The organism is Pontibacillus chungwhensis BH030062, from assembly GCF_000770675.1.
Lineage (GTDB): Bacteria > Bacillota > Bacilli > Bacillales > BH030062 > Pontibacillus > Pontibacillus chungwhensis.
Map to the genome: position 1 here is coordinate 202,110 of NZ_AVBG01000006.1, position 23,451 is coordinate 225,560.

Below are 23,451 nucleotides of genomic sequence, written 5' to 3' on the forward strand. Positions count from 1 at the left end.
ATCAAACGTTTGATCAATAAAAAGTAGCTGGATACCCAAACTCGTAATCTAAGTACTCTTTATTCTTTAACTGCATTTCAAAACTCAACGTATTATTACGAGGACGGATTAATTGGGCCATCACCAAAGTAAGCCCTAGCGGTACCCCATCTTCATGATGAATATTATTTAGGGGGGAAGAACGGACGAGTTACCTGTCACGTTCAGCGAATACAAGACTTTCTCTAATTCCTCATTTACCTTATCAATATATTGGACAAACCATTTACTAATCTCTTCAAACTGATCCTCAGCACTAATAAAATCTGCAAGATACTTCTCATACCAATACCAGGAACTTTCATCTTCATATGTATAATCGAATTTCTCTGCTTCCACATTAGAACGAACCCCCTCAGAAGAAGGGTGCTTATGACTACACATGAAACCGACAAATATAGTAGGAGAGCGTTCTTCAACTTCTTCAAACTCAAACCCTACTATAATCTTGGATTCGTTATGCCTCCCTCCCGGAATAGCGTCCCCCTTCCATATCGAATATCGATTTCTTGGGATCTCTTTCAATCTTGCCTGGTCATATGTATAAGGCTCACCAAAGTAACGCTCGAAAATCGGCGTAACCGAATCCAGGCATTCATCCATTTTCGCCATCGTCGTCATCATTTGCTTCATCGTCATTAAATCTTGAAGATTAAAATCTGCTGAACTTCCCATTCCAAGCCCCCTCAGATATTCTAAAAATTCCTTTATAAGCTCATTAGCTTCATAAGATTTCAAGAAGCGATAGATATCTCTCCAGAGAAACTGATGAAAGTTTATATCTAATACCTCTTTCGGGTCATAATTCTTCGTACAGTAGCGTAAATAAGTATGTTTAGAAGAAAAACTACTTAATACCTTCTTGTATCTCTCTAGCTGCCTATCTCCTTCTGAAGCATTTATCTTATTCTCTAGGAAACAAATCGTATCATTATTCAAAAAGACGACATCCACAATGCAATCTATATCGTCTTCTAGCATATAACGCCTTTGCGATTGAACTGAAAAACCGCCTCCTTCAATTCCTAAGACGTTATTCACAAAATCATCTAATACTCCCTGCTCTTGTGCGAGAATCCCAACTAAAATTTCAGTAGTAAAATCCTCATAAGGCACCTTTTGTCCATCTTTTGGGGAGTATAAAGCTAGCAACTTTTTAAAAACACCACTCACTCGCATCCCCCTTTTCACACTCTTTCATAGATAATTCGTCGCACATTACGGCATCCCCTCTTTTCTGGAAGCAAACCGTTTAGTCTATCTATGAGTCACGGGGACAGGTACCTCGTCCCACACCCAACCACCTCTATATTGAGAACAAACAAGCAACAAGTACTCAACGAATACTTGCTCCTTTTTCCTTTCTATCTTGGACTCAACGGGACAATGTACCTGTCCCTACGTCCCTTAAGGACAATAAACCCACCCCTACATCCTTAGTTTACTAGATAAAAATACCTAAATCGTCATTTATATGTTATGATAGTTTCGTTTTAAATTAAGAAGGGAGAGAGTACATGAATATGCCGAAAATGGTAAGAACATTTGCGTTGTTGCTTCTTTTATCGCTTGTAGCGAATCCTCTTCACACTCACGCAAAAGAGATGGATTCAAAAGAGGTACAACCTAACAAAGATTGGAGAGTCGACTTTAATACTGAAGTTGATTCATCTACGTTATCTGATGAACAAATCTATGTAACAGACCCAACCGGAACAAAAGTAAGCATCACTCTATTAGCTGAATCACCTAAAACGATTCTTATCAAAAGCAAGAAAGGTTACAAAACGGGAGAATCATACACTTTACATATCACACCAAAAGTCGTTTTTGAAAACGGTGGGAAGTTAAAAGAAGAAGTCACCCAGCCCTTCACAATAAGCGGGGATCCTGAACCTACCCCTATAAACTCACCTCTCATTTACACAGATGGAAATTCAATCTTTTATTCAGCTGAATACAACCAGAACGGGGAAATTAAATATCACAAGCCTATTCATACTGTTAGAAATGCTGAGGAAGGACTGGCCTCGTTTGAAGACATGGGCTCTTATCTACTGTTAGACGAAGAAACTAACCGTAATGAAATAGATGGGATACCTAGCTATTTCGAATATCAAGAAAGAATGATCGGAAAAGTACAAGCTCATGAATCTGAAGCGTACTATACTGAATATCAATACGAAGGATTTGCTACTGGCGGAAGTTGCGGCGGTGGCGGCGCTGAATTCTATCAACTATTTAAGCTAGATGGAGATCATGGATCGACTAAAGTATCCGGAGATTACATTTCCTCTATTGTCGAAGAACCCTTCACCATCATTAACAATTCAATCTACTACGCTAGAGTGAATAATGAAGGCATGAGTAACTATGAATTAGTGAAAACTGACTTAGACGGAGAACATGCTGTTACACTCTTAGAAGAAATTGATAATTTCTGGATTCAAGACGATAAAGTCTATTATACAAATGAACAAACATTACATGCTATGGATCTAGATGGATCCAATCAAGAAGAATTACCGACTAAAGGCAAATTATATGAGGATAACGCTTGTGGCGTGAGTAATTACACTGTTGGGACGAATGGCATTACTTACGAAACTTATACCGATGAAGGATCTGTTAAATATTATTATGATTTTGAAACGAAATCCGAAACACTATTAAACAGTATAGGTTTCGAAAAGATCCTTGCAGTAGATACAGATAACAACGAATATATCGGCTTAGATTATGGAAGATGGGATCAACCGAACAACGATGTTATTAGCATCTACAACCTTAGTACGGGCGAAAAGAAAAAAGAACTAATTACCGAACTTGATTACGAAACCTCCCAATTAGAGGTCTTCTCATCAGAGCGCAGAGTACAATATATTAAGAGTTCAAAACTACTACAAATTTCGTATTAAAGCAAAGCCTCCCCCAAACTAGGGGGAGGTTTTCTCTTTACAGAGGCAAGGAGACAAGTACATTGGGCCCTTGCCTCTCTGTATCCCAAACGCGAGCGAACTAAAAAGCATCAAAGCACTCCAACGAGTACTTTGATGCTTTTATTTTTCTACCTTAATACCAAACTCAACGGGACAAAGTACCTGTCCCCTTGTACCAGTAATTCTATTTAACCGTTTTAAACTCCCTAAATACATTCGTCCCTAAAGGCTCCCCTTCAGTAGACTTTAACCCCTTCACATACAACGCATATTCCATGTCTTTGTCATACTCACCCTCAGGTGTTGCCGTAATCATAGTTTGATCAGAGGATAACGATAAATCGATACGTACACCTTTTCCATCATCGGAAACAACGTAGACATTACGCTCATTTACCGTTTCAGGGTCAATCTCAGTATCAATTTCAATATTCCACGTCTTATCCAAAGCTACTTCCTTCATTGGCTCACCTTTTGGTTTGAATTCCTTTTCCATTTGATCCATATCCCTTAAATTTGTAGAAGCTACGTATCCATTGTAATGATCGCTTCTAACTTCATAAGCTACAAAATGTCGATAGATCCACTCTGTTGGGTAATAAGGACCGCTTACAATTTCCAGTTCCGAGTAATATGGAACTCGATCAACCGGACTACTCGTAAATGATTTATTGGTTCTTAGATTTCCATAGTCATAGTTGTCACTCAAATCATAGTTATTCATTACATACACTTGATCTCCAGGTTGGAACATTTGAGTAGTATATGAATTTGCATCAGGCCATTGATAGTCTTTTACAACCGATACAAGGGAACCATCATCATCTATACGGAAAGAAAACTCTTCAGGCGTTTCAGCCACCGAAACTCCACTATACTTTTCTATTTTTTCGTAAACCTTTTGTTGATAGGGTTTTTCTCCATCTTCATATTCTCTTACAGGGTTATTTATATTAGAATACCCATTATAAGCCATAATAGCAAAATACCACTGTTCTAATATATGACGGTTACTAGCCCCATTCACCGTAGGTAACGCCGGTTGCGAAGCAAATCGAGTCCATTTCTCATTTAGAATATCAGCACCTATCCTAATATTGTACTCCGTATCAGTAGCCAAAAGATCTTCATCTACACCTTTAAGATCATGATTGGTTATTTGCATGATTCCGATACCACCATCGTCCACCTTTTGAACGGTGCCATCTTCTTTGAACTGCATCATATTGTTTTCCCCGGCAGCAATCGCCTTTAAAATTTCAGGCGGTATATCTTTCTCAATCGCAATCTCAGTAAGTAACCTGTGTTTCTCCTCGACTGATAATTCTTCATAGGTTTCTTCCTCTGCTGATACAGATGTTGTAAGACCTAGCACCAACATAAATGAAACGACCAACCATTTCATGGCTTTCATTTGCTTTCAACCTCTCCAGTTTTTAATAAGACGCCTGAAATAAATAGATTAATAGATTATGTAGAGACTTTTATCAAAATCTCATGTAACTAGCGCATCTATTAAAAACGCCCTTTTGGATATTATTTCAAAACCTATACGATAATTCAATCATAGGATTTTTGTATCAGAAAAGGCACATACCTATTACAGGTTAATTAATCGTGGTGATATTCAATACCAAAAGTTACAATATATAGTAAATAAACAATCAAGGAGAAGTTCATGCTATTATTCCGAAACTTTTTAAAGAAGAAACCAAAAGAAAAAGAAAGTAAGCCAAAACAAACAATAGAGACGATTTCGAAGACTCGAAAAAGCAATGAACGAGTTGCTACCAGGAAAGGAGAAATAGGAGAGTACAAGATCGATATCCAGCTTGACCAGTTGCCAAAGGAATATCTTCACTTAAGTGATCTCCTTGTAGAAAACCCAAGAGCCAAATCAGGGTACTCCCAAATTGATCATGTGGTGATAACGCCTTACGGGATATTTTCCATAGAAACAAAAAATTATCAGGGGACAATTTACGGTGGAAAAGATCGAAAAACGTGGCTCGTTAATGGGAAGTTTAAAATGATGAACCCTTTCGTTCAAAACTACGGGCATATTCAAGCTTTAACATCGTTTATTGATAAAAAGTACCACGATTTATTTATCTCCATGGTTTCTTTCACGAAACGCTGCACTTTTAAAGTAGATGTCGATTACCGCAAGATAGCCTCCAACGAACTGATCGTCTATGATATTGAGCTGTCAGAATTCATTCATAGGAAGGTCTCCGTATTAAAAATTCATCACAAGGAGCCTCTCTTAACGACAGAGGACATCTCAGCCATTTTTAGTGCTTTTTCAAATGCTAATATTACTGATCCCAAAGTGAGAGAAAAGCATAAACAAGCCCTTCAGAAACATACATCAGAAGAAAAGCCTAATTCAAAATCCACTTGCACAGTATGCAATAAACCGGTTTCCGAGAAGGTGAAATCATATTGTTTATCAAATAACCGGTTTAAGGGACAAATCTATTGTTATGAACATCAAAAAGCCAAATAGCAGGTAAAAGTTAAAAACTATAACAGAGGGGGGCACAGCCCACTGTGCCCCCCTCTTACTATTTCTCTAAAATCGTCTCCTCAATCTTCTCCCCCAAATGACGCCCAGGTTCATCCGGCAGACACAAGATGCGCTGACCCACGGTTAGATCTTGAACCGATAGTTCCCCTTCACCTTCTTCACGTACAAAAACGCTAGAAGAATTCTGAAGTGTGGCTGAGATCGTCTCATGTTGACCTTCACACTCCACTCTTACAAAAGGTCGCTTCTCAATCTTCACTCTACCCACGTACAGATCTCGATCTTCCTTAAGACCAGAAAGCGTCAGGGGCTCTCCCGCTGTTACTTCGTGAAGATAAAGTGTCCGATTACCTTGATGTAAATACTGATGAAATGCACCGCAGTTTATTCGAAAGGGCCTTGCGGGATAATCCCCTGTTTCGCGATTTTCTGAGAGAACTTGTACACAACCGTGGCCAGTGTTGCCTACGAAAAGACCTTCTGAAGGTGCCAGAATATCAGTGAAATCTAAACACACCCTCATGCCTTCTCCTACTTCTATAATCTTTGTTACTTCATAGTACTGAGTTTGTTCCTTCATTTTCGCACTCCTAACACAAAAACACGAGCGTAGTCCTCTGTTTCGCCCTACAGTAAACCTGAAGACATTTACCGTGGATCTGTAATATAACTTCTATCTTGAGCTAATTTCAGTAAGTTTTCAAGAGTGACAGGGGGACAGGTACATCGTCCCGGCGGATATGCATAAAAGAACAAAAAAACAGCAAAGTACTCCAGTTAGTACTTTGCTGTTTTTACTTTTCTACATACTATTAATCCCGGAATGGGACAGTGTACCTGTCCCCTTGCCCCTCGAAGTGTACGGTATGTCCCGCCTAACTATCTTCTCACAACATCATCACTCCACCAAAAGCTGATAGGGTCAATCCTAGTCCAATCCCTAGCAACATAACCCTGCTCTTATTAAGAACTCCTCGCTTCCAACTCTGCAACTCTCCATCTTCTTTCAACATCTGTTCCACCCGTTCAGCCGACCTCGTTCGACGCTTAAGCTGTTTAAATCCACTCGTAAACAACCGAAAAAAGCCCGTTTGAATAATGTGAAGAAAAGTGCCGACTGTCAGACTAATCAAGCCCCAGTAAAAGGCAGTATTCACCATATGTACTAATTCAAAATTCCCCAGCCCATAACATAGGACAAGAATGATTGCCGACAACGCCATTGGAATAACGAAAAACATCTCCTCACTCTCCTTTTACATAGAGAGCTGACCTTATTTTTAAGGTCAGCTCTCTTTTGCATTATTTCTTTTCAGCCCATTGCAGGTACGGCATTGCGTTTACCGGATATACAATCCCTTTGTAATCTTGTGAAGTTAAATAGTTTTGAGAATAGTGGTAGACAGGCATAAATGGAAGTTCTTCCATTAAGATATCTTCTGCTTCATGGAGCTTCTCCATGCGTTTTGCGGGATCTTGAATTCCTTTTGATTCAGCCATTAAAGAGTCGTACTCTTCGCTTACCCAGTTTGTACGGTTGTTTGGGCTATCTCCAAGATAATAATCAAGGATCGGCGTTGGATCAACATAAATGCCAATCCAGCCCATACGAGCCATTTGGTAGTTTCCTTGTTTCGTTGTATCAAGGTAAGTGTTCCACTCTTGGTTGTTCAAGGTTACTTCAACACCAAGATTCTGTTTCAACATTTCTTGGACGCCTTCTGCAATCTTCTTATGGTTCTCAGATGTATTGTACATCAATTCAACTGTTGGGATTTCGTCCCATCCTTCTTCTTGTTTCGCTTCTTCGATTAGTTGCTTCGCCTCATCATAATTTTCTTCAAAATAGGCTTCTTTTTGTTCACGGAAATCTCCGTTTGGTGTGTCTACCCCATAAGGTACGAAGGCATAGGCAGGATCTTCGCCGCCTTGCGAGATGTTTTCGGTAATGGACTCACGATCGATTGCCATTGTAAAGGCTTTTCGAACTTTTGGATTTGTAAATGGCTCTTTTTCTACGTTGAACATGTACATGTACGTTCCGAAGTACGGCGTAATCTTAAAGTCTTCGCTTCCTTTTTCCTGAGCGATGACATCTGTCGGCAATGTATCAATCATGTCGAGCTCCCCTGATTTATACATTTGATAGTACGTATTCGCATCATTCACCATTTCCCACGTAATCTTCTCCATGGACACCTCTTCTTTGTTCCAATACTCTCCGTTCTTCTTCACAACAAGCTGACTATCATGATCCCAGCTATCAAGGGAGTATGGGCCGTTACTGACATAGTTGTCTGCTTCAGCAGCCCAGTCTTCATTTTCTTCTACCACTGATTTATTAACCGGGTAGTACGTCCAGAAAGCAAGCAGCTTCTCAATAAATCCAGTCGGCTTCTCAAGCTCAAACTTAAGCGTCTTCTCATCAACTGCGGTAACACCTACGTCTTCAACCGAACCGTCACCTTTGTTGTACGCTTCAGCCCCTTTTATGTAGTACATATAAAAGGCGAATGAACTTCCTGTTTCAGGCTTCAAGACACGTTTCCAGGAATATTCAAAGTCCTCAGCAGTAATAGGATCACCATTTGACCAATTAGCGTCTTCTTTAATGGTTACCGTATATGTCGTTTTGTCATCAGATACTTCTACTTCTTCAGCAAGCCCTTTAATAATCTCGCCTTCTTTGTTTTCTGTATAAAGACCTTCATATAAGTGGTCCAAAACCCATCCAGACGTTGTATCCGTCGCAAGTGCCGGGTCCAGGGATGGTGGTTCACTCTTCGCATTCACCGTAATCGATTGTTCCGATTCGCCTTCACCTTCCTCTGATGCATCACCACCACAAGCAGCAAGCATGGGTACAAGTACAAGCACAAAAAGCACTCCAAAGAACATTTTCTTCATTTCTCTCATCCTCCTATTCATTATATAGATGACAAGCGACCCAATGACCCGCTTGCTGTTCTTTCCATTCAGGGACTACTTCGCTACAGATATCCATTGCATGCGGACATCTTGTCCGGAAACGGCATCCGGATGGTGGATTAACAGGACTAGGGGGATCCCCCTCTAGCAGAATTCGCTCTCGACTGTTTGTCACCGCCGGATCCGGGACTGGATTAGCGGATAGCAGGGCCTGCGTGTAAGGGTGAAGTGTTTCTTGGAACAATTGATCACTATCAGCAAGCTCCATCATCCCACCGAGATACATCACTCCTATTCGATCGCTGATATGCTGCACCATCCCTAGATCATGAGCAATAAACAAATACGTCAGATCTGAGTCCTGTCTTAGATCTTCCATTAAGTTTACGATTTGTGCTTGAATCGAGACATCTAATGCTGAGATCGGCTCATCCGCTACGATAAATTCAGGCTCTACAGCCAACGCCCTTGCAATTCCAATTCGTTGCCGCTGACCTCCACTAAATTCATGAGGATACCTTTTGGCATGATCCGCCTGAAGCCCGACCCTTTCTAAAAGCTGAAAGACTCTTTCTTTACGCTTCTTTCCTTTCCATAAGCCATGCGCATCAATTCCCTCTGCGATAATGTCCATGACCTTCATTCTCGGATTCAGAGAAGCTTGTGGGTCCTGGAAAATCATCTGCATCGTTCGGTTCGTTTCACGAGCTTCCTTACGCCCAAGAGTCGATACGTCTTTTCCTTTATACGTAATGGATCCTGATGTAGCGCCTTCTAGTCCTACAATCGTGCGACCAAGCGTTGACTTTCCACTTCCACTTTCTCCCACAAGCCCTAACGTTTCTCCCTTTTGAATGGAAAAACTGATATCATCAACGGCTTTAAGCGTTTGGTTCCCTCCAATCGGGAAATGCTTTTTCACCTGCTGTACGTCTACGAGTGAATCTGACATTATCTACTCCTCCCTGCCATTGCGACTTCCTTCGGCTTCTTGGCTCTAGAGTCATTCAACCAACATTTAGAGGCATGATCGGTGGTTAAGTACGTAGAGTCAGGCATTTTCTCTACACATATATCCATCGCATACTCACAACGAGCGGCAAACGGGCACCCTTTTGGAGGGGAGAACAAGTCAGGAGGTGTTCCTTCAATCGGAATTAGACGTTCTCGCGCCCCATCTTGTCGTTGTTTTGGAATCGAACCTAGCAGCCCCCACGTATAAGGATGGTTCGGATTCGCAAAAATTTCTTCAACCGAACCGCTCTCCACGACCACGCCCGCATACATGACGGCTACACGCTGCGCAACTTCAGCGACCACTCCTAAATCATGGGTAATGATTAAGATAGACGTATCCAAGCGTTGCTGGAGGTCTTTAAGCAGATCAAGAATTTGAGCTTGAATGGTTACATCAAGCGCTGTGGTCGGTTCATCTGCAATAATAAGCTGAGGTTCACACGCAAGAGCAACAGCAATGAGAACCCTCTGTCTCATCCCTCCACTTAACTCATGCGGATACTGGCTATAGCGCTCTTCCACATTTGGAATCCCGACTAAGGTCAGGAGCTCCAGCACGCGGCTTTTTCGTTCCATTTTAGATAAATCTGTATGCAACTTTAAAGATTCGTCAATCTGGTGACCGATCTTCATCGTAGGGTTCAGAGATGTCATCGGATCTTGAGATATCAAACTAATTTTAGATCCTTTTACTTTTTGCATCTCCTTTTTGGAGTACGTTAGCAAGTCGTCTTCTTCAAAAGTGACCACTCCTGAACTGATCCGGCTCACTTTCTTCGGTAGCAATCCCATAATCGTCTTCGCTGTCACACTCTTACCAGAACCACTCTCTCCTACAATGGCAAGTACTTCTCCTTTATTAACGTGGAAGTTCACACCGCGTACAGCTTGTACTTCCCCGCCATAGGTCTTAAACGATACGTGCAAATCTTCAACTTCTAACAAACGTTCCATCTCACCCCTCCTTTAATCACTAGATTGTGGATCGAGCGCGTCTTGTAACCCATCTCCAAATACGTTAAATGCAAACATCGTTAACGAGATGAGGAAACCAGGGAAGAATAAACGCCACCACTGTCCGGTTAAAATTACTCCTAATGCATCATTGGCCATGGTTCCCCAGCTTGCGATCGGGGCTTGTACACCTAGACCGATAAAACTTAAAAAGGACTCTGCGAAAATGGCGTTTGGAATCGTAAACGTCAGGTTCACTATAATAATGCCGATCATATTCGGGAACAAATGACGCCAAATAATCTTTCCATGAGACGTACCAAGCTTTTGAGCAGCCGTGACGTACTCTTGCTCTTTTAACTGTAGGATTTGCCCCCTTACAATCCTCGCCATGCCGACCCAACCTGTAATGGATAAAGCTAGAATAATGGTCCATAAACCAGGTTTCATGACAACAAGTAGCAAGATCACCACTAGTAAATACGGAATGCCATATAAGATCTCTACAATCCGCATTAGGAAGCCATCAATTCGGTCACCTAATTTCCCTCGGCCAGCCATATAACCTGATATTCCTCCAACCACAAGGCCCATAACAAGGTCAATTAACGCGGCTGCAATACCGATCGTTAAAGAGATTCGAGCTCCGTACCACGTACGCGCCCACATATCTCGTCCAAGTGCATCGGTACCAAACCAATGCTCGACACTTGGCGCCAGGTTCTTCGCTTCTAAGTTCTGATCCGAATAACTGTAGGGAACCATGTTAGGCCCAAAGATAGCGAAGAAAGTAATGATCACTAAAATAAACATTCCAAGTACGGCAAGCTTATTTCGTAAAATGTTCGTAACGGTTTCCCTGAATTGACCAATACTCGGCCTGACGATCTCATTTTGTTTGAACCGATTGTGGTCTACGGGGTGAAATAAATCTTCTTCATTTCGCTGTTCGATCATCTCTACTCCCCCTTACTCGACAATTTAATTCTTGGATCCACTAATCGATACGAAATATCCACAATAAATAAGGTTACAATGAGAATCGCACTGAAGAAGATGGTTGTGCCAAGGATGACAGGGAAATCACGATTGAAGATGCTATCGACGAAATACTTCCCAATCCCTGGTATTGCAAAAATCTTCTCAATGACGAACGTTCCAGTAAGAAGAAACGCAACCAGAGGGCCGATAAAAGATATAACGGGAATAAGCGCGTTACGAATACCGTGCTTAATCACAATCCCGATTGTACTGACCCCTTTTGCATCTGCGGTTTTTATGTAATCCTGATTCATCACTTCAAGCATGCTCGATCTCATGAAGCGAGCAACGATGGCGAGCGGGGCCGTTGCTAAAGCAACCGATGGTAACACTGTATGCTCCCAAGATCCCCACGAAGCTACAGGAAGAAGCCCCCAATCTACGGCAAAATATTTAATCAAGAGAGGCGCCAGAATAAAACTCGGCACTGAAATCCCTATAATAGCTACCCCCATGGATAGGTAATCCAGCAGGCCGTTGTGATTAAGCGCCGCAACGATTCCTAATATAAGGCCAAAAACAATGGCAATCACAAGAGCTTGTATGCCGAGTAAAGCAGACGCCGGAAAGCCATCCGCAATCAACGTGTTCACATCCCGCGTTTTTGATTCAATGGAAGGCCCTAAATCCAAGGTGGCGAGATTCTTTAAATAAAGAAGATATTGAACAGGAAGTGGCTGATCGAGGTTGTATTTCTCCCTCATATTCTCAACGACTTCTTCCGGGAGTACGTCAGCATCTGAGGCAAAAGGATCGCCCGGTATAGAGTGCATGATAATAAACGTTAACGTTGTAATGACCCAGATTGTCACAATCATCGTTAGGAATCGCTTAAGAATGTACATCTTCTTCCTCCTTTCTTTCTGTTATGCATTCACGTGGCCGAGTACTCCGTTCGTGGCAGACATCGCAATAATGACAAGACCCCACATTTGCTTGTAGGCCGTTATGTAATCCTGACAGGTAAATCGAACGCTTTCTGTTCCTGTCATTTCAACTGTAGGAATAGTTGTTGTCATCAACGCTTGTTGAGACCCTTTAAACGTTAGATCGAATGTAATTGGACCGGGTACCTCATATGACTTAAACGTATCCAGTCGTTGCACCGCAGCCTCGGCCTTCTCTTCTATTTCTTTATGAACTTGCTTAGGTGAACGAAGATCTGCAGCAAAGCGGTCAATTCCGCGCTTTGTCACCACACTCTCGACATCTGGCAACGTTTCCTTCACTTCATCAACGTAAGCATCATCGCCTGAGATGAAAATCGACGGTACGTGATAGAATCCTGCTGCACCAGCATTTAATTCCGTTTCGCCAACTACTTTCCCATTTACTTTCATTTCTTTCACACAAATGCCCGCTAACGTGTGGCTGATGGTGGTTCGCTCAGAACCTGATTCACGCCCGTGATGACCCACGAACATCATGGCATCAACCGTCTCATCAAGGCCTTCTAACTGACACATAACCCGGTTACTCCCTGAAATGAGGCGAGCCCGTTCATCGAACTCTTCAATTAAAATGTTCGACATATTCCCATGCCCATCTGCCACAACCACCTCTGTCGCCCCTCCGTTAAAGGCACCACGCACAGCGGCATTTACTTCTTCGGTCATGAGCTTTCGGAAACGTTGGTACTCATCATTCTTCTTCAGCTGCACGTTAGTAGCTACACCTGAAATTCCTTCAATGTCTGCTGAAATAAAAATTTTCATGTGGATCCTCCTACAATCTTATTTTTCATTCTTTAAATCATCAGAAATTCCATCGCGACTGGAATCGTTCCCATACCTTCTCCTCCGGGACAGATTAATTGTCCCTTTGTCGCCAGCCTCCCTTTTAACTGAATTTTCAAACATGTATGTTTAAAAAAATATATCTATAAATATTCGAATGTGTTTTTATGGACATCCATTTGGACTAGTACGTTAGTCGATTGGATATGTGGAATCTGATAGATCTTCTTAACCGTCTCATTGAGTTCTTCATAGCTTCTGACATTCACCTGACCAAGCAATTGGTATTCCCCCGTTAGTGTCGTGACATAGCGAATCACCGGGATATTCGTTAACGACGTAATGACTTCATCTATGTATTGAGGAACAACTTGAACCTGTACAATAGCACTAACCTTAATCCCTATTGTAATAGGGTTTACGACCCCTACAACCTCTAGGATATTGTTATCAACCATTTGGTTATAGCGTTTGCGAACGGTCTTTTCTGTCACGTCCAGCTCACTTGCGATTTCTGCAAAAGACATACGCCCATTCTTCGACAATTGTTTAATAATGCCTTTATCCAATTCGTCGATCACAGAATCGAATTCCTCTGACGACATACTCCATTCCGCCTTTCGGTATAATTTCTGTGAAAATAGACCTAATCCGAACCTTTATTTCGAATTAGCTTCCTATTTACATCTCTATCCATTTCGTATAGTATCGAAATTGTAAATTTGTTAATAGTATAAATTTTCAGTTAACTTAACGCAAGGGATTTTTTCCAATTTATACATTTTTTATTCAGAGGTGATCATAATGAAGTTAATTAAGAACGGAACGATTATCGTCGGAAATGGTGAGACGCTCACGAATGCGAGTGTACTAATTGAAGGTGGAAAAGTAACTCAAGTTGGACAAGTTACGCATAGTGAGGAGCCTGAACAGGTCATCGATGCAACAGGACTCTATATTACACCTGGGCTTATCGATGTGCACACGCACCTGGGAGTACATGAAGAAGGGATCGGACAGCCTGGGCAAGACTTTAACGAAACAAGCAGCCCTATTACCCCTGAAATTCGAGCGCTAGATGGTATTAACCCTCGTGACAAGGGGTTTGAAGATGCTCGAAAGGCTGGCGTCACAACTGTACAGGTGTTACCAGGAAGCGCGAATGTCATCGGGGGTGAAATGGTGACGCTTAAGACAAGTGGGAACGTTGTAGATGAAATGGTGCTCCGTAGACCTTCTGGCATGAAGGCGGCTTTCGGTGAAAACCCAAAACGCCTTCACGGCTCGAAAGGCCATGCTCCTGTGACTCGTATGGGGATCGCGGCCATGTTCCGCCAACAGTTAAGAAAAGCACAACAATATAAGCAAAAGCTCGAGCGCAGGGAGAATGTTGAGGACAATCTGGGCCTTGAGAACTTGGGCAAAGTACTAGATAAAGAAATTCCACTCCGCGCCCACGCCCACCGTGCAGATGACATTGTGACCCTCCTTCGACTAGCTAAGGAATTTGACCTAGACATCAGTATCGAGCATTGCACTGAAGGCCATCAAATACCTGATTACATTGCCCAATTTAACTTCCCAGCAGCCGTAGGTCCTACAATGTCTACTCGCTCCAAAGTAGAATTAAGTGACAAAGGATGGGAAACAGCTGGCATCCTAAACCAGGCCGGGGTCTCTGTTTCCATTACTACCGATCACCCAGTGGTTGGTATTGAATACTTACGGATGAGTGCTATTCAAGCTGCGAATCATGGCTTAGAAAAAAAAGATGCCTGGAGTTCGATTACGTTAAATGCGGCTAAGCATTTAGGAGTAGATGAGCGCGTGGGGTCTTTGGAAGCAGGAAAAGATGCCGATGTGGTCCTTTGGAACGATGATCCGTTTAATGGAAGCAGTTATGTATTGAAGACATTTGTGAATGGAGAAGAGGTTTATGCATTAGATTAAACCGCCTCGTGTAAAACAGATTACTATTTTCTAAAATAGCCCTATTAAAGAAAAAAGGCATGTAACGAGTACTCATTACATGCCTTTTTTCAATAGCTCATTAATCTTTGACTATTAAACAATGATTTAATCTTTCGTTTCATGATTTGCATTACTATAAAATAAATCAGCCAGCACCGGTACTTACGTACTTACCCCCGCAATTGTTTAAAAAGTATTTTCTTCCTTTAAAGTCAAGTACTCTACCCTTAACTGATTAAACTCTCTCGTATAATGCTCTGTTAATTCATCCCCTAAGCGCCTCTTTCCTCGATCAATGACATTCCATATCGAACGAACAATTTGACCTGATCCCTCATGCACGCCGTATCCAACTTCATCATCGATTAGGAGATAAAATTCTAACAAGCGACAATGCCCCTCGTACTTTAACGCTGTCTCTTTAATATTGCTATCAAGGACAATTTGCAATCAATCCAAATATCATCATTGATGACAATATCAGGACGGAGAAAATGCGTGTTAGAATTATGCCCTTTTACCGGCACTGACACTTGGAAATCAATTGATTTATGCTGGTTAATCATAAGCAGCACTTCTTTCACTTTCGATTCAAAGCGCACACCGAGCTGAGCGAACGCGTGAAGGTTGTGATTAGTCTTCTTTCTGCTTGATGCAGGCTTTTTCACCTTGGCAGAAGCCTTCTTCCTGATGCCCACGTATTTCCGAAAAGCCGCCAATTCTTTTGGATGGTATTTTTGGAACGTTTCCAGGATAAAGTTGTTTGCAGCAGGACTAAACGAACCGAATCTTGTATGATGATCTTGATCTAAGAAATCAATGTAAAGCTCTTTAGCGCGTTGTAGCTTCTCATGTCGTGTGATTCGTTCACGATCAAAGTAATTGATCTTTTCAGGTTTACTCAAATAAATCCTTCCTTTGCGAGAATAATTTCGTCCCTTAAGTATACCAGGCGTCACGCCTTTTATTCACTCTCAAATACCACGGAAGCTCGCGGCGGGGATTAAACCCTTCCTCTTGATCAAACGTTTGATCACGATGGAATGATTACTAAGATACTCCTAGCTTAAGGCTCTCTTCTCTCCCAAACTAAATAAAGCAGGAGGCTCCCCCTGCTTTAATTTGATATAGCTATAGGTATTAAATCGTTCCTAATTTCCTACCCTTTATTCTTCTGCACCTCAGCCCGTTTCCGGTCAAGATAATCAGAAAGAGCTTTCCTTACTTCCGCTTCTGACTTCCCTTCTTGGAATAATCGATCTGCGATTTCCATCATTTCATCCTGAGCTTTCAGCGCTCCTTGCTTTTGTTGATCGTCCATAAACTACTCCTTTTGAACATAGAATACCTTTTTTCTTCATCCTAGCAGTATACATTTCTCATCAGCTAAGATCAATTGGACCGGGAGAATGAAACCTTCCTCACGTCCCTTTTCAAGGATACCCCTACCACCAAAGGAATTTTAGTGATATAATGTCGAATTGTGTAAAAAATTAATTCTAAATGACTATGACAAAAGAAAGGAGAGGAATACATGAAGTTTTGCACACAATGTGGGCATCAGCTCCAAGAAGGACAATCGTTCTGCACGGAATGCGGGACAGCATTCGACGCGAATGACCAACCTGCTTCTAAAGCCTCACAGCCACCGAAGGCTCCTATGTCGAAGAAGAAAAAAATAATGTGGACGATCGGAGTCGCTGTAACCGTAGCCCTTATTAGCACTCATTTGATACTTTCATCTTTATTCGATCCAATGAAATCTGTACAGGCCATGGACCGCGCGATCTCAGATAATCAGGCAGAAGCATTCTTCGAAGAAGTCTCACTAGATGAAGACGCGTTGATTATTCAGGATGAGTACTTGGATTACATCGAAGGCGAAGGATGGTCAGACATCCGCAATCAGATTGTAGAGAGTGTCCATAACGAGGAATCGTTCGACCAAGCCATCCACGGACGTTATGGAGGCGAATTGTTTAAAGTAAAAAAGGAGAAAGTTCTCGGGATTTATGATACATACGATATTGTTGCCATCCCTACAGAGGTTTCGATCCTTTCAAATGTGGAGAACTCCACTCTCACCATTGGAGAAGATCATACGGTAGAAACGACAACACCATATGAATATGTGTTAGCTATGAAAGCCTACCCTGGAAACTATCCAATCGCAGGGAAAGCTGCCAATTCATTTGGCGAGTTCACCATTGAGGGCTCACTTCCTATTGAACAAAACGACGAGCATCACCAAGAATTTGAAGCAGAGTTTGCAGCAGATTACTATAACGTAAAAACGAACGAAGAAAATGCCATCCTCTACATAAATGGAGAAAGTACAGAGAAGAAACTCGGAGAATTTGAAGGAGAAATTGGTCCGATTCCTACTGACGCTAGCTTAGAACTACAGGCTGGATGGACGGGTGAAGACGGAGAAGAAATCTTGTCTGAGAAAGTAACGCCACAAAATGCGTCTTATGGAACCATGCATTTTGACATTCAACACCCAGTTAAGCTTGCTCCTATGACAAAAGAAGGAGCCATCAATCATTATCAGGATTTCCGAAGCGCCTATGAAGACGCTTTGAACAATCGCAACTACACAACGGTTGCCCCTTACCTCCTTCAAGGCAGTAAGGCAGACCTTGAATTAGAAGATTATATTGGGGACCTAGAGGATGAGAATTACACGTATAACTTCAGTGAAAATGATGTCACAAACGTTGTGCTTGTAAATGAGGCAACTATTTCTCTGTCCTCTAATGAGTCGTTCATTTTCACCAATCACAAAGGCGATCAGACCCATTATGAGCGCTCAAAGACTTACACCATCGTCTACAAAGATGGAACGTATACCATTAAAGAAATCAACATTTTCGACACGGATCGAGATAGCTTATAAAAGAAAGGAAGTTTGATTATAATGACATGCCCAAGTTGTCAAAAAGACAATCAAAGCGGTAAATTCTGCGGATCTTGCGGAACACCTTTTTCAGAAGCCGCTACGGAAACCGCTGCTAGCTATACAGCTGGTACATCTACACAACAAACAGAAGTACTTGACCGCGCCAAAGGCGTTTCCAAACAATATGGAAATTACGCGCTACACCTATTAAAGAAACCATCTGAAGCCTTCGCTCAAAGCGATCAACAATTTGTCCAAGGACTATCCACACTAGTGATCTACTTAGTGACATTTGCGCTTAGCTTATTTTTCTTGTTCAATTCTTTTTTCCAGGAAGCTCAAAGTAGTTACGGCGCATTCATGGAAGACGTAGCACCCGAGTCACTTCCATTTTTCAAAGTAACTTGGCCTCTTTTCATTAATACGACGTTCATCGTCTTAGCTGCCATCATCAGTACCCTTGCCGTAGCAAAAATCATCTCCGCTTCTGTTTCTGTAAAAGGGATCATTATACAGTTCGGAAGTCTGCTTGTACCATTTGTGGCCTTAAACGTGCTAGGCATGCTAGCCGGATTAGCAGGATCGATCAAATTCACATTCATTTTCGGTAGCATTTCGCTTCTATTTCCGATCCTTCTTTACCCAGCACTTATCATTTACGAGTACGCACAAAAAAGTTCTACTCCTGTAAACCGCATTTACTGGAGCCTAAGCGCTACACTGTTTACCGTATTCCTCATTTATATAGAAATCGATATGTTTATCAGAGACAAAATGGAAGAATACGAGCGTATGTTAGATATGTTGTAAAAAGGGACGCAGAAACAGTTTACTTCTTCCTAAACAGAGTACGGTTATACCATGTCCACTGGAACAATGAACTTCTACTATCCCCTTATACTTTGGAATAGTTATTTAAAACAATAATACATGAAAGAATGATAGTTACATTAGTAGAATGAATAAAAGATACATATCACCTAAATCAATAAATGTTGATGTTCAGGTGTATAGATACAATAGAGGGGATTGTTTTATTTGAAAAAGATTTGGCTTGCAGTTGTCTTGCTCCTTATGATGACAGCCTGTTCAGAAGCAGAGGCGATGAAAATTGGAAAGAAAACAGAGGGAGGCGAGGTAGATGTGAGCCTCAACAAGACCTTTACCGCTGCGTGGATCAGAAAAGATAAAGTCACAGGACTTGGAGAATTCACTGTTTCAGATTACAAGGTTATGGAAAACCTCGCCGATGATCCAGAGTTAAATAAAGAGTATAACTTTATGAGCATGAATGTAAAACTAGAAAACGTGGGTGACAGCACCCTATCGAAATCGTTCTTTGATCCTGCTTTCTTAGGCTTTTATGATAAGAATGGAAAAGAAGTTAAACTTCCCTTCTTGACCATGGAAAACGACGGTACATATGAGGAAGCCGAACTTCGCCCAGGCGGTGTAAATGAAGGAACAGTCATCATTCCGTTTGAAAAGGGCACGGAATTAGGCGAGATGGTTTACTCGCCAAATGCCCTAACATTGTTTGGAAGTAAATTCTTATATTCCTTCCATCTAGAGTAAAAAAAGAATGAGGGACGCAGGGACGGGTACCTTGGTCCACATTTCTTTAAAATAATGTTTTATAAAAACCCTTCTTGAACGAAAAGACGCTCAAGAAGGGTTTTTTAAACAGAAGGCCTTTTGCGCTGTCTCCTATAAGTATAGAGGTAGCTGTTACTAGGGTACTCACTGGGACAATGAACTAGGTCCATGGGGACAAGTACATTGTCCCGTTTGATTACTTACAAACATTCCTCCACCTTGATCAAACGTTTGATCAAGAGGTTTTTTGCTTTGATCACACCCAGAGTCTTCTTGGCAAGGAGCTTCCCACCTATCCAAACTATAAGTTAGTAAAACGAAAAAAAGATCCCTGCCATGTATAGCAGGGATCAATCAGCTCTTATTTCAATAGATTAATAGTTTACTGCATCCAAGGAATTGATAACACCATGTTCAAAGTACGTTCCAGTACCCGAAATCGGATCAGCCGTCACTTCAATCGCTTGCCTGATCTCAGCATTGCTGCGACCTTGGCTTGCTAACAAGGCAGCCAAACCAGCCACATGAGGCGATGCCATTGACGTTCCTGACATGTAAGCGTAGCCGCTATTTGGAACGGATGAGGCTATACTTACGCCTGGCGCTGTCACATCAACCCACGTTCCGTAATTCGAGAAGGATGCAACACGATTGTATCGATCAACTGCCCCTACAGCAATCACGTTGCTATAAGAAGCGGGTTCAAATGTAGTCGAAACGCCATCGTTCCCAGCCGCCGCAACTAAAACAGAACCACTATTCCACGCATAATTCACCGCATTCTTTAAAGTTGTCGTACTGCAGTCACAGCCAAGGGACAAGTTGATGACTTCCGCTCCTGAATCCGCAGAATACGTAATAGCATCAGCGATGTCCGCTAGAGAACCATTTCCATTTGCATTCAATGCACGAACTGCAAGAATTGAAGTATTCGGAGCCATACCAGCAACCCCAGCTGAATTGTTGGTCTCTGCCGCAGCTGTTCCTGCCACGTGAGTACCGTGGTCATTTAAATCCATTGGATAATAGTCATTATCCACAAAGTCATATCCACGGATGGTTTTGTCATTTAGATCAGGGTGATTGTAATCGACGCCTGAATCAATAATAGCGATTTCTTGTGAGGAACTGCCTTTTGTAATGTTCCAAGCAGCTTCCGTATCCGTATTCTGAGGGCCATATTGGTAACCAGCATAGTAAGTATCATTTGGTGTCCATGTTGCTTCAAAAAGGTAGTTCGGTTCAGCATACTCAACCATTGGATTTTTATTTAAAGCTTTCACAACAGCCTCTACATTTCCTACCTTCAACACTTTGAATTCGGATTTAACAGCATCTGTATCAGGAATCTCAGTTGCCCCCATACCCTTTAAAAGTTGGTCCTTAGCTTTCCCAGGGGTATCCTTCTTAAATTGAACCAAGACTTCTCCCTTCACGAACGCCCCTTTTTCCTTTTGAACATTGATCTCCTTAATTTGCTTTGGCTTCTCGACATCATCTTTCGGCGCAGCCTCCACTAGTGCAGGTGACACCAACATTGTTACGGCTAACGATAATCCGGCAAGCTTTTTCATCTTCATTTTCATTACCTCATTCCTCCCTCGTAGTTTCGGTCTAACTTATGGTTAGAATTAGACACCTAGACCCTATAAACCTCTCTCTCCCCTTTGGGAAACATGGGCCAATAATGAAGGGTTAACAGAAGGAAATCAAGACGCATTTAATAAAAAATAGTTAAATTTATGTAAATAATGAGTATATTTCCGCTGAATCCACCCTATAAAAACGTTTGTATTCCCGAGATGCACTTTATGTGTGTCATTATTACAAAACGCCTTAAATATCCGTATGTTTGCGCAAACTTGTGGTGAAGCATGGGCACGGTTTGGGATCAATGAAAAAGTCGAGAAATGAGAACAAAATGTAAGTTTCATGTCGGGGACGCGGGGACGGGTCCCCTGGCCCTTTCAACTATGGGTCAAGAAATCACCTTCTCGGCACTCCATATAAAAAGAAGCACAGGAACCGTCCGGGACCAGTGAAAAAGTACTTATTTTATTAAAGTGCCGCACACTTACCTCAAAATACAGATATAAAAAGAAGCAAACCACCTATATACAGTAGGTGATTTGCTTCTTCATTATGATTATTTGACTTTTTCACTGGTCTCGAACCGTCCTTGTGCTTCTTCACGATGTGTGACATGTGGCCTGTCCCAAAGTTATACGAAGAACCAAAATAATTTTGTTTATGTCATGATAGAAGTTACTTTTTTCATATAGTCTCGAAGAGGTGAACTTCATGAATAAAACAATTGGTCCCACCCCTTACAAAAAAATTTACCTTCCATTTAATGAAATCGTTGCTCCTACTACAGTAAAAAGAATAGAAAGAAACCCTACTACAGTATTTATGATGTGGTTATCCCAGTTGAAAAGGATAAAGACAAGGACTTCTATCACCTAGTCAGCAGATAGTGGAATATTAAATGAATGATTTCATCAATCTCTCATACCCAAACCAAACTAAAGTAATTCAATACGTCATTTCCTCTCCTGCTCTACTACCTCAATTATGGCAAAACAAAATAGAACAGCTTAAAAGAAGACCTTATTAATAGTAATAAAAATAAGGAAGACAACCTTTCAACTCCTAAAATTCGCTTATAAAAACAATACCCCGCATATTAATTTTCCACTATTTACCACTAGTAAATAACATTATGAATAGTGGAAGCGCGGGGATGGTTCTGGTGCTTCCTTCAAAGAAAATAATGATTCTAAAAGAAGCACGGGAACCGTCCCTGTGCTTCCTCCTTCGTCCTCCAAATTAGAAAGAGAGCTGGCAGCCCAGCTCTCTTTCTAATTATAGATTATAAATATAGTAAGGTGAGTAACTAACATCCTCAATCCATCCGTTAGTAGATGTCACCCTTCTTTCAATTACTTGATACCATTGACATACATAAGTAGAGCTTCTGCTAATGGAGCTACCGTAATCATATACGGCATTTTCACATTTTCTTGCTAGGGTGCCCCAATTAGAATCTTGTAATTCCGCTCCAGAGAAGCTTGTGTAATAAGGACCATAAGTAGTTGGATTTGCATGTGCAGAATCAACGTCTGCTGTAAATACCGCACCGATTGAAAAAGCTGCACCTAATGCTAGGGTTACTAACCCCTTTTTGATTTTCTTCATAAAATCTCCTCCTCTTGGTTTTATTCTGAATATTACGTTTAATATAATAAATGGAATAAATGGAATAGGTCAACCAATAGCTGTAAAATTTTATAAAATAGTTATAAAATAATAGGTAATTTTTAGCATTATTTCTTTTTATACCATAAACCTCTACAAAGGGTGTCGTTATCAAATATTTTTGTGGTAAGATACTACTAACATGAAAGCAATTTCATTTATTCTACTTTAGAACCTAAATATTGAAAGGATGATAAGTAAATGAACTTGGTTATTACGGTATTAGGGATTTTATCATCACTTGTTTTCTTAGTTTACTGGGGTAAATCGGGTATCTCATCCAGTTCTGGGGAAAATAATAATGATTAAAGCTAATAACCACCAAGGGTCTGATCCGTGGTGGTTATTAGTTTTGAAATCTACTTGAAGCGCAGGGACGATTCCAGCGCTTCCTCACTTACATTTCAGGAAAGATATAAACCTAAAATGTCAGTGAACAGGTGGATCAATGACCTTTCTACCCTTATAACTACAAAAAAGGTCACAGATACTGAGATGCTCCCCCTATGGTAGACAGTATAAAAATAAAACTGTTTATCT

The 23,451-nt window shown here is 41.3% G+C and carries 23 protein-coding genes; 7 read left to right on the forward strand and 16 right to left on the reverse strand.

Going from position 1 to position 23,451, the window contains the following annotated elements:
• Positions 1 to 168: 168 nt before the first annotated feature.
• Positions 169 to 1,212 carry a PD-(D/E)XK nuclease family protein gene (locus N780_RS10015; protein WP_036783225.1) on the reverse strand — a complete coding sequence of 348 codons (1,044 nt, stop codon included), beginning with the start codon at positions 1,210 to 1,212 and terminating at the stop codon, positions 169 to 171.
• Between the two features lie 344 nt (positions 1,213 to 1,556).
• Between N780_RS10015 and N780_RS10020 the strand changes: the two genes are divergently transcribed.
• On the forward strand, positions 1,557 to 2,957 hold the full coding sequence (locus N780_RS10020; protein WP_036783227.1) for an Ig-like domain-containing protein: 1,401 nt from the start codon (positions 1,557 to 1,559) through the stop codon (positions 2,955 to 2,957).
• 205 nt (positions 2,958 to 3,162) lie between these two features.
• Here N780_RS10020 and N780_RS10025 read toward each other — a convergent pair whose 3' ends face one another.
• Positions 3,163 to 4,392, reverse strand: coding sequence for a transglycosylase SLT domain-containing protein (locus tag N780_RS10025; protein ID WP_036783231.1), 1,230 nt, complete (start codon positions 4,390 to 4,392; stop codon positions 3,163 to 3,165).
• A 264-nt stretch (positions 4,393 to 4,656) separates the two neighbouring features.
• Here N780_RS10025 and N780_RS10030 point away from each other — a divergent pair, with 264 nt between their 5' ends.
• Positions 4,657 to 5,487 (forward strand): nuclease-related domain-containing protein, encoded by an 831-nt coding sequence (locus N780_RS10030; RefSeq protein ID WP_036783234.1) that lies wholly within the window; start codon positions 4,657 to 4,659, stop codon positions 5,485 to 5,487.
• A 58-nt stretch (positions 5,488 to 5,545) separates the two neighbouring features.
• On the opposite strand, the gene N780_RS10035 is transcribed toward N780_RS10030, so the two are convergent.
• The 9 genes from N780_RS10035 to N780_RS10075 all read right to left on the reverse strand — a co-directional run bounded on the left by N780_RS10035 (position 5,546) and on the right by N780_RS10075 (position 13,789).
• On the reverse strand, positions 5,546 to 6,088 hold the full coding sequence (locus N780_RS10035; protein WP_036783237.1) for a 3-dehydroquinate synthase II domain-containing protein: 543 nt from the start codon (positions 6,086 to 6,088) through the stop codon (positions 5,546 to 5,548).
• Positions 6,089 to 6,395: 307 nt separating this feature from the next.
• Positions 6,396 to 6,749: a DUF3899 domain-containing protein gene (locus N780_RS10040; RefSeq protein WP_036783239.1), complete on the reverse strand. Its 354-nt coding sequence runs from the start codon at positions 6,747 to 6,749 to the stop codon at positions 6,396 to 6,398.
• Positions 6,750 to 6,810: 61 nt separating this feature from the next.
• Positions 6,811 to 8,415 carry a peptide ABC transporter substrate-binding protein gene (locus N780_RS10045; protein ID WP_036783242.1) on the reverse strand — a complete coding sequence of 535 codons (1,605 nt, stop codon included), beginning with the start codon at positions 8,413 to 8,415 and terminating at the stop codon, positions 6,811 to 6,813.
• Between the two features lie 13 nt (positions 8,416 to 8,428).
• Positions 8,429 to 9,388, reverse strand: coding sequence for an ABC transporter ATP-binding protein (locus N780_RS10050; RefSeq protein ID WP_036783244.1), 960 nt, complete (start codon positions 9,386 to 9,388; stop codon positions 8,429 to 8,431).
• Positions 9,388 to 10,407 (reverse strand): ABC transporter ATP-binding protein, encoded by a 1,020-nt coding sequence (locus N780_RS10055; RefSeq protein WP_036783246.1) that lies wholly within the window; start codon positions 10,405 to 10,407, stop codon positions 9,388 to 9,390. The genes N780_RS10050 and N780_RS10055 overlap by 1 nt, the downstream gene beginning before the upstream one ends.
• Before the next feature lie 12 nt (positions 10,408 to 10,419).
• Positions 10,420 to 11,364: an ABC transporter permease gene (locus tag N780_RS10060; protein WP_036783249.1), complete on the reverse strand. Its 945-nt coding sequence runs from the start codon at positions 11,362 to 11,364 to the stop codon at positions 10,420 to 10,422.
• 2 nt (positions 11,365 to 11,366) lie between these two features.
• On the reverse strand, positions 11,367 to 12,293 hold the full coding sequence (locus N780_RS10065; protein ID WP_036783252.1) for an ABC transporter permease: 927 nt from the start codon (positions 12,291 to 12,293) through the stop codon (positions 11,367 to 11,369).
• 21 nt (positions 12,294 to 12,314) lie between these two features.
• Positions 12,315 to 13,163, reverse strand: a complete 849-nt coding sequence (locus N780_RS10070) for a M55 family metallopeptidase (RefSeq protein WP_036783255.1) — start codon at positions 13,161 to 13,163, stop codon at positions 12,315 to 12,317.
• A gap of 164 nt (positions 13,164 to 13,327) precedes the next feature.
• Positions 13,328 to 13,789 carry an Lrp/AsnC family transcriptional regulator gene (locus N780_RS10075; RefSeq protein ID WP_036783258.1) on the reverse strand — a complete coding sequence of 154 codons (462 nt, stop codon included), beginning with the start codon at positions 13,787 to 13,789 and terminating at the stop codon, positions 13,328 to 13,330.
• Positions 13,790 to 13,988: 199 nt separating this feature from the next.
• Between N780_RS10075 and N780_RS10080 the strand changes: the two genes are divergently transcribed.
• On the forward strand, positions 13,989 to 15,134 hold the full coding sequence (locus N780_RS10080) for an amidohydrolase (RefSeq protein WP_036783262.1): 1,146 nt from the start codon (positions 13,989 to 13,991) through the stop codon (positions 15,132 to 15,134).
• A 207-nt stretch (positions 15,135 to 15,341) separates the two neighbouring features.
• Here the strand turns inward: N780_RS10080 and N780_RS10085 are convergent, their stop codons facing one another.
• The 3 genes from N780_RS10085 to N780_RS19810 form a co-directional block, all read right to left on the reverse strand.
• Positions 15,342 to 15,542 (reverse strand): hypothetical protein, encoded by a 201-nt coding sequence (locus N780_RS10085; RefSeq protein ID WP_036783265.1) that lies wholly within the window; start codon positions 15,540 to 15,542, stop codon positions 15,342 to 15,344.
• Positions 15,543 to 15,562: 20 nt separating this feature from the next.
• The gene (locus tag N780_RS10090) at positions 15,563 to 16,060 is read right to left on the reverse strand and encodes a hypothetical protein (RefSeq protein ID WP_036783268.1); all 498 of its coding nucleotides are present in this window, start codon (positions 16,058 to 16,060) and stop codon (positions 15,563 to 15,565) included.
• Positions 16,061 to 16,314: 254 nt separating this feature from the next.
• Positions 16,315 to 16,476 carry a hypothetical protein gene (locus N780_RS19810; protein ID WP_156969135.1) on the reverse strand — a complete coding sequence of 54 codons (162 nt, stop codon included), beginning with the start codon at positions 16,474 to 16,476 and terminating at the stop codon, positions 16,315 to 16,317.
• 213 nt (positions 16,477 to 16,689) lie between these two features.
• Between N780_RS19810 and N780_RS10095 the strand changes: the two genes are divergently transcribed.
• From N780_RS10095 to N780_RS10105, 3 genes are all read left to right on the forward strand, one after another.
• Complete coding sequence (locus N780_RS10095) at positions 16,690 to 18,054, forward strand: TcaA NTF2-like domain-containing protein (RefSeq protein ID WP_036783270.1); 1,365 nt, start codon at positions 16,690 to 16,692, stop codon at positions 18,052 to 18,054.
• A 21-nt stretch (positions 18,055 to 18,075) separates the two neighbouring features.
• Entirely contained in the window at positions 18,076 to 18,867 is a 792-nt protein-coding gene (locus tag N780_RS10100; protein WP_036783273.1) for a zinc ribbon domain-containing protein, read from the forward strand.
• Positions 18,868 to 19,095: 228 nt separating this feature from the next.
• Positions 19,096 to 19,632 (forward strand): DUF4352 domain-containing protein, encoded by a 537-nt coding sequence (locus tag N780_RS10105; protein WP_036783276.1) that lies wholly within the window; start codon positions 19,096 to 19,098, stop codon positions 19,630 to 19,632.
• Positions 19,633 to 20,027: 395 nt separating this feature from the next.
• Here N780_RS10105 and N780_RS10110 read toward each other — a convergent pair whose 3' ends face one another.
• Entirely contained in the window at positions 20,028 to 21,239 is a 1,212-nt protein-coding gene (locus N780_RS10110; protein ID WP_332307812.1) for a S8 family peptidase, read from the reverse strand.
• A gap of 715 nt (positions 21,240 to 21,954) precedes the next feature.
• On the opposite strand from N780_RS10110, the gene N780_RS19815 reads away from it, so the two are divergent.
• Entirely contained in the window at positions 21,955 to 22,119 is a 165-nt protein-coding gene (locus N780_RS19815; protein ID WP_156969136.1) for a hypothetical protein, read from the forward strand.
• A gap of 399 nt (positions 22,120 to 22,518) precedes the next feature.
• Here the strand turns inward: N780_RS19815 and N780_RS10115 are convergent, their stop codons facing one another.
• Positions 22,519 to 22,851, reverse strand: coding sequence for a hypothetical protein (locus tag N780_RS10115; protein ID WP_036783279.1), 333 nt, complete (start codon positions 22,849 to 22,851; stop codon positions 22,519 to 22,521).
• Positions 22,852 to 23,451: the final 600 nt, after the last annotated feature.

Excerpts from the sequence above, each read along its gene's own strand:
- N780_RS10030 (WP_036783234.1), top strand. The coding sequence starts at position 4,657 with ATGCTATTATTCCGAAACTTTTTAAAGAAGAAACCAAAAGAAAAAGAA.
- N780_RS10040 (WP_036783239.1), bottom strand. The coding sequence starts at position 6,749 with ATGTTTTTCGTTATTCCAATGGCGTTGTCGGCAATCATTCTTGTCCTA.
- N780_RS10055 (WP_036783246.1), bottom strand. The coding sequence starts at position 10,407 with ATGGAACGTTTGTTAGAAGTTGAAGATTTGCACGTATCGTTTAAGACC.
- N780_RS10080 (WP_036783262.1), top strand. The coding sequence starts at position 13,989 with ATGAAGTTAATTAAGAACGGAACGATTATCGTCGGAAATGGTGAGACG.
- N780_RS10115 (WP_036783279.1), bottom strand. The coding sequence starts at position 22,851 with ATGAAGAAAATCAAAAAGGGGTTAGTAACCCTAGCATTAGGTGCAGCT.
- N780_RS19815 (WP_156969136.1), top strand. The coding sequence starts at position 21,955 with ATGAATAAAACAATTGGTCCCACCCCTTACAAAAAAATTTACCTTCCA.
- N780_RS10075 (WP_036783258.1), bottom strand. The coding sequence starts at position 13,789 with ATGTCGTCAGAGGAATTCGATTCTGTGATCGACGAATTGGATAAAGGC.
- N780_RS10065 (WP_036783252.1), bottom strand. The coding sequence starts at position 12,293 with ATGTACATTCTTAAGCGATTCCTAACGATGATTGTGACAATCTGGGTC.
- N780_RS10045 (WP_036783242.1), bottom strand. The coding sequence starts at position 8,415 with ATGAAGAAAATGTTCTTTGGAGTGCTTTTTGTGCTTGTACTTGTACCC.
- N780_RS10060 (WP_036783249.1), bottom strand. The coding sequence starts at position 11,364 with ATGATCGAACAGCGAAATGAAGAAGATTTATTTCACCCCGTAGACCAC.
- N780_RS10025 (WP_036783231.1), bottom strand. The coding sequence starts at position 4,392 with ATGAAAGCCATGAAATGGTTGGTCGTTTCATTTATGTTGGTGCTAGGT.
- N780_RS10095 (WP_036783270.1), top strand. The coding sequence starts at position 16,690 with ATGAAGTTTTGCACACAATGTGGGCATCAGCTCCAAGAAGGACAATCG.
- N780_RS10020 (WP_036783227.1), top strand. The coding sequence starts at position 1,557 with ATGAATATGCCGAAAATGGTAAGAACATTTGCGTTGTTGCTTCTTTTA.
- N780_RS10110 (WP_332307812.1), bottom strand. The coding sequence starts at position 21,239 with ATGAAAATGAAGATGAAAAAGCTTGCCGGATTATCGTTAGCCGTAACA.
- N780_RS10050 (WP_036783244.1), bottom strand. The coding sequence starts at position 9,388 with ATGTCAGATTCACTCGTAGACGTACAGCAGGTGAAAAAGCATTTCCCG.
- N780_RS10100 (WP_036783273.1), top strand. The coding sequence starts at position 18,076 with ATGACATGCCCAAGTTGTCAAAAAGACAATCAAAGCGGTAAATTCTGC.
- N780_RS19810 (WP_156969135.1), bottom strand. The coding sequence starts at position 16,476 with ATGGACGATCAACAAAAGCAAGGAGCGCTGAAAGCTCAGGATGAAATG.
- N780_RS10035 (WP_036783237.1), bottom strand. The coding sequence starts at position 6,088 with ATGAAGGAACAAACTCAGTACTATGAAGTAACAAAGATTATAGAAGTA.
- N780_RS10070 (WP_036783255.1), bottom strand. The coding sequence starts at position 13,163 with ATGAAAATTTTTATTTCAGCAGACATTGAAGGAATTTCAGGTGTAGCT.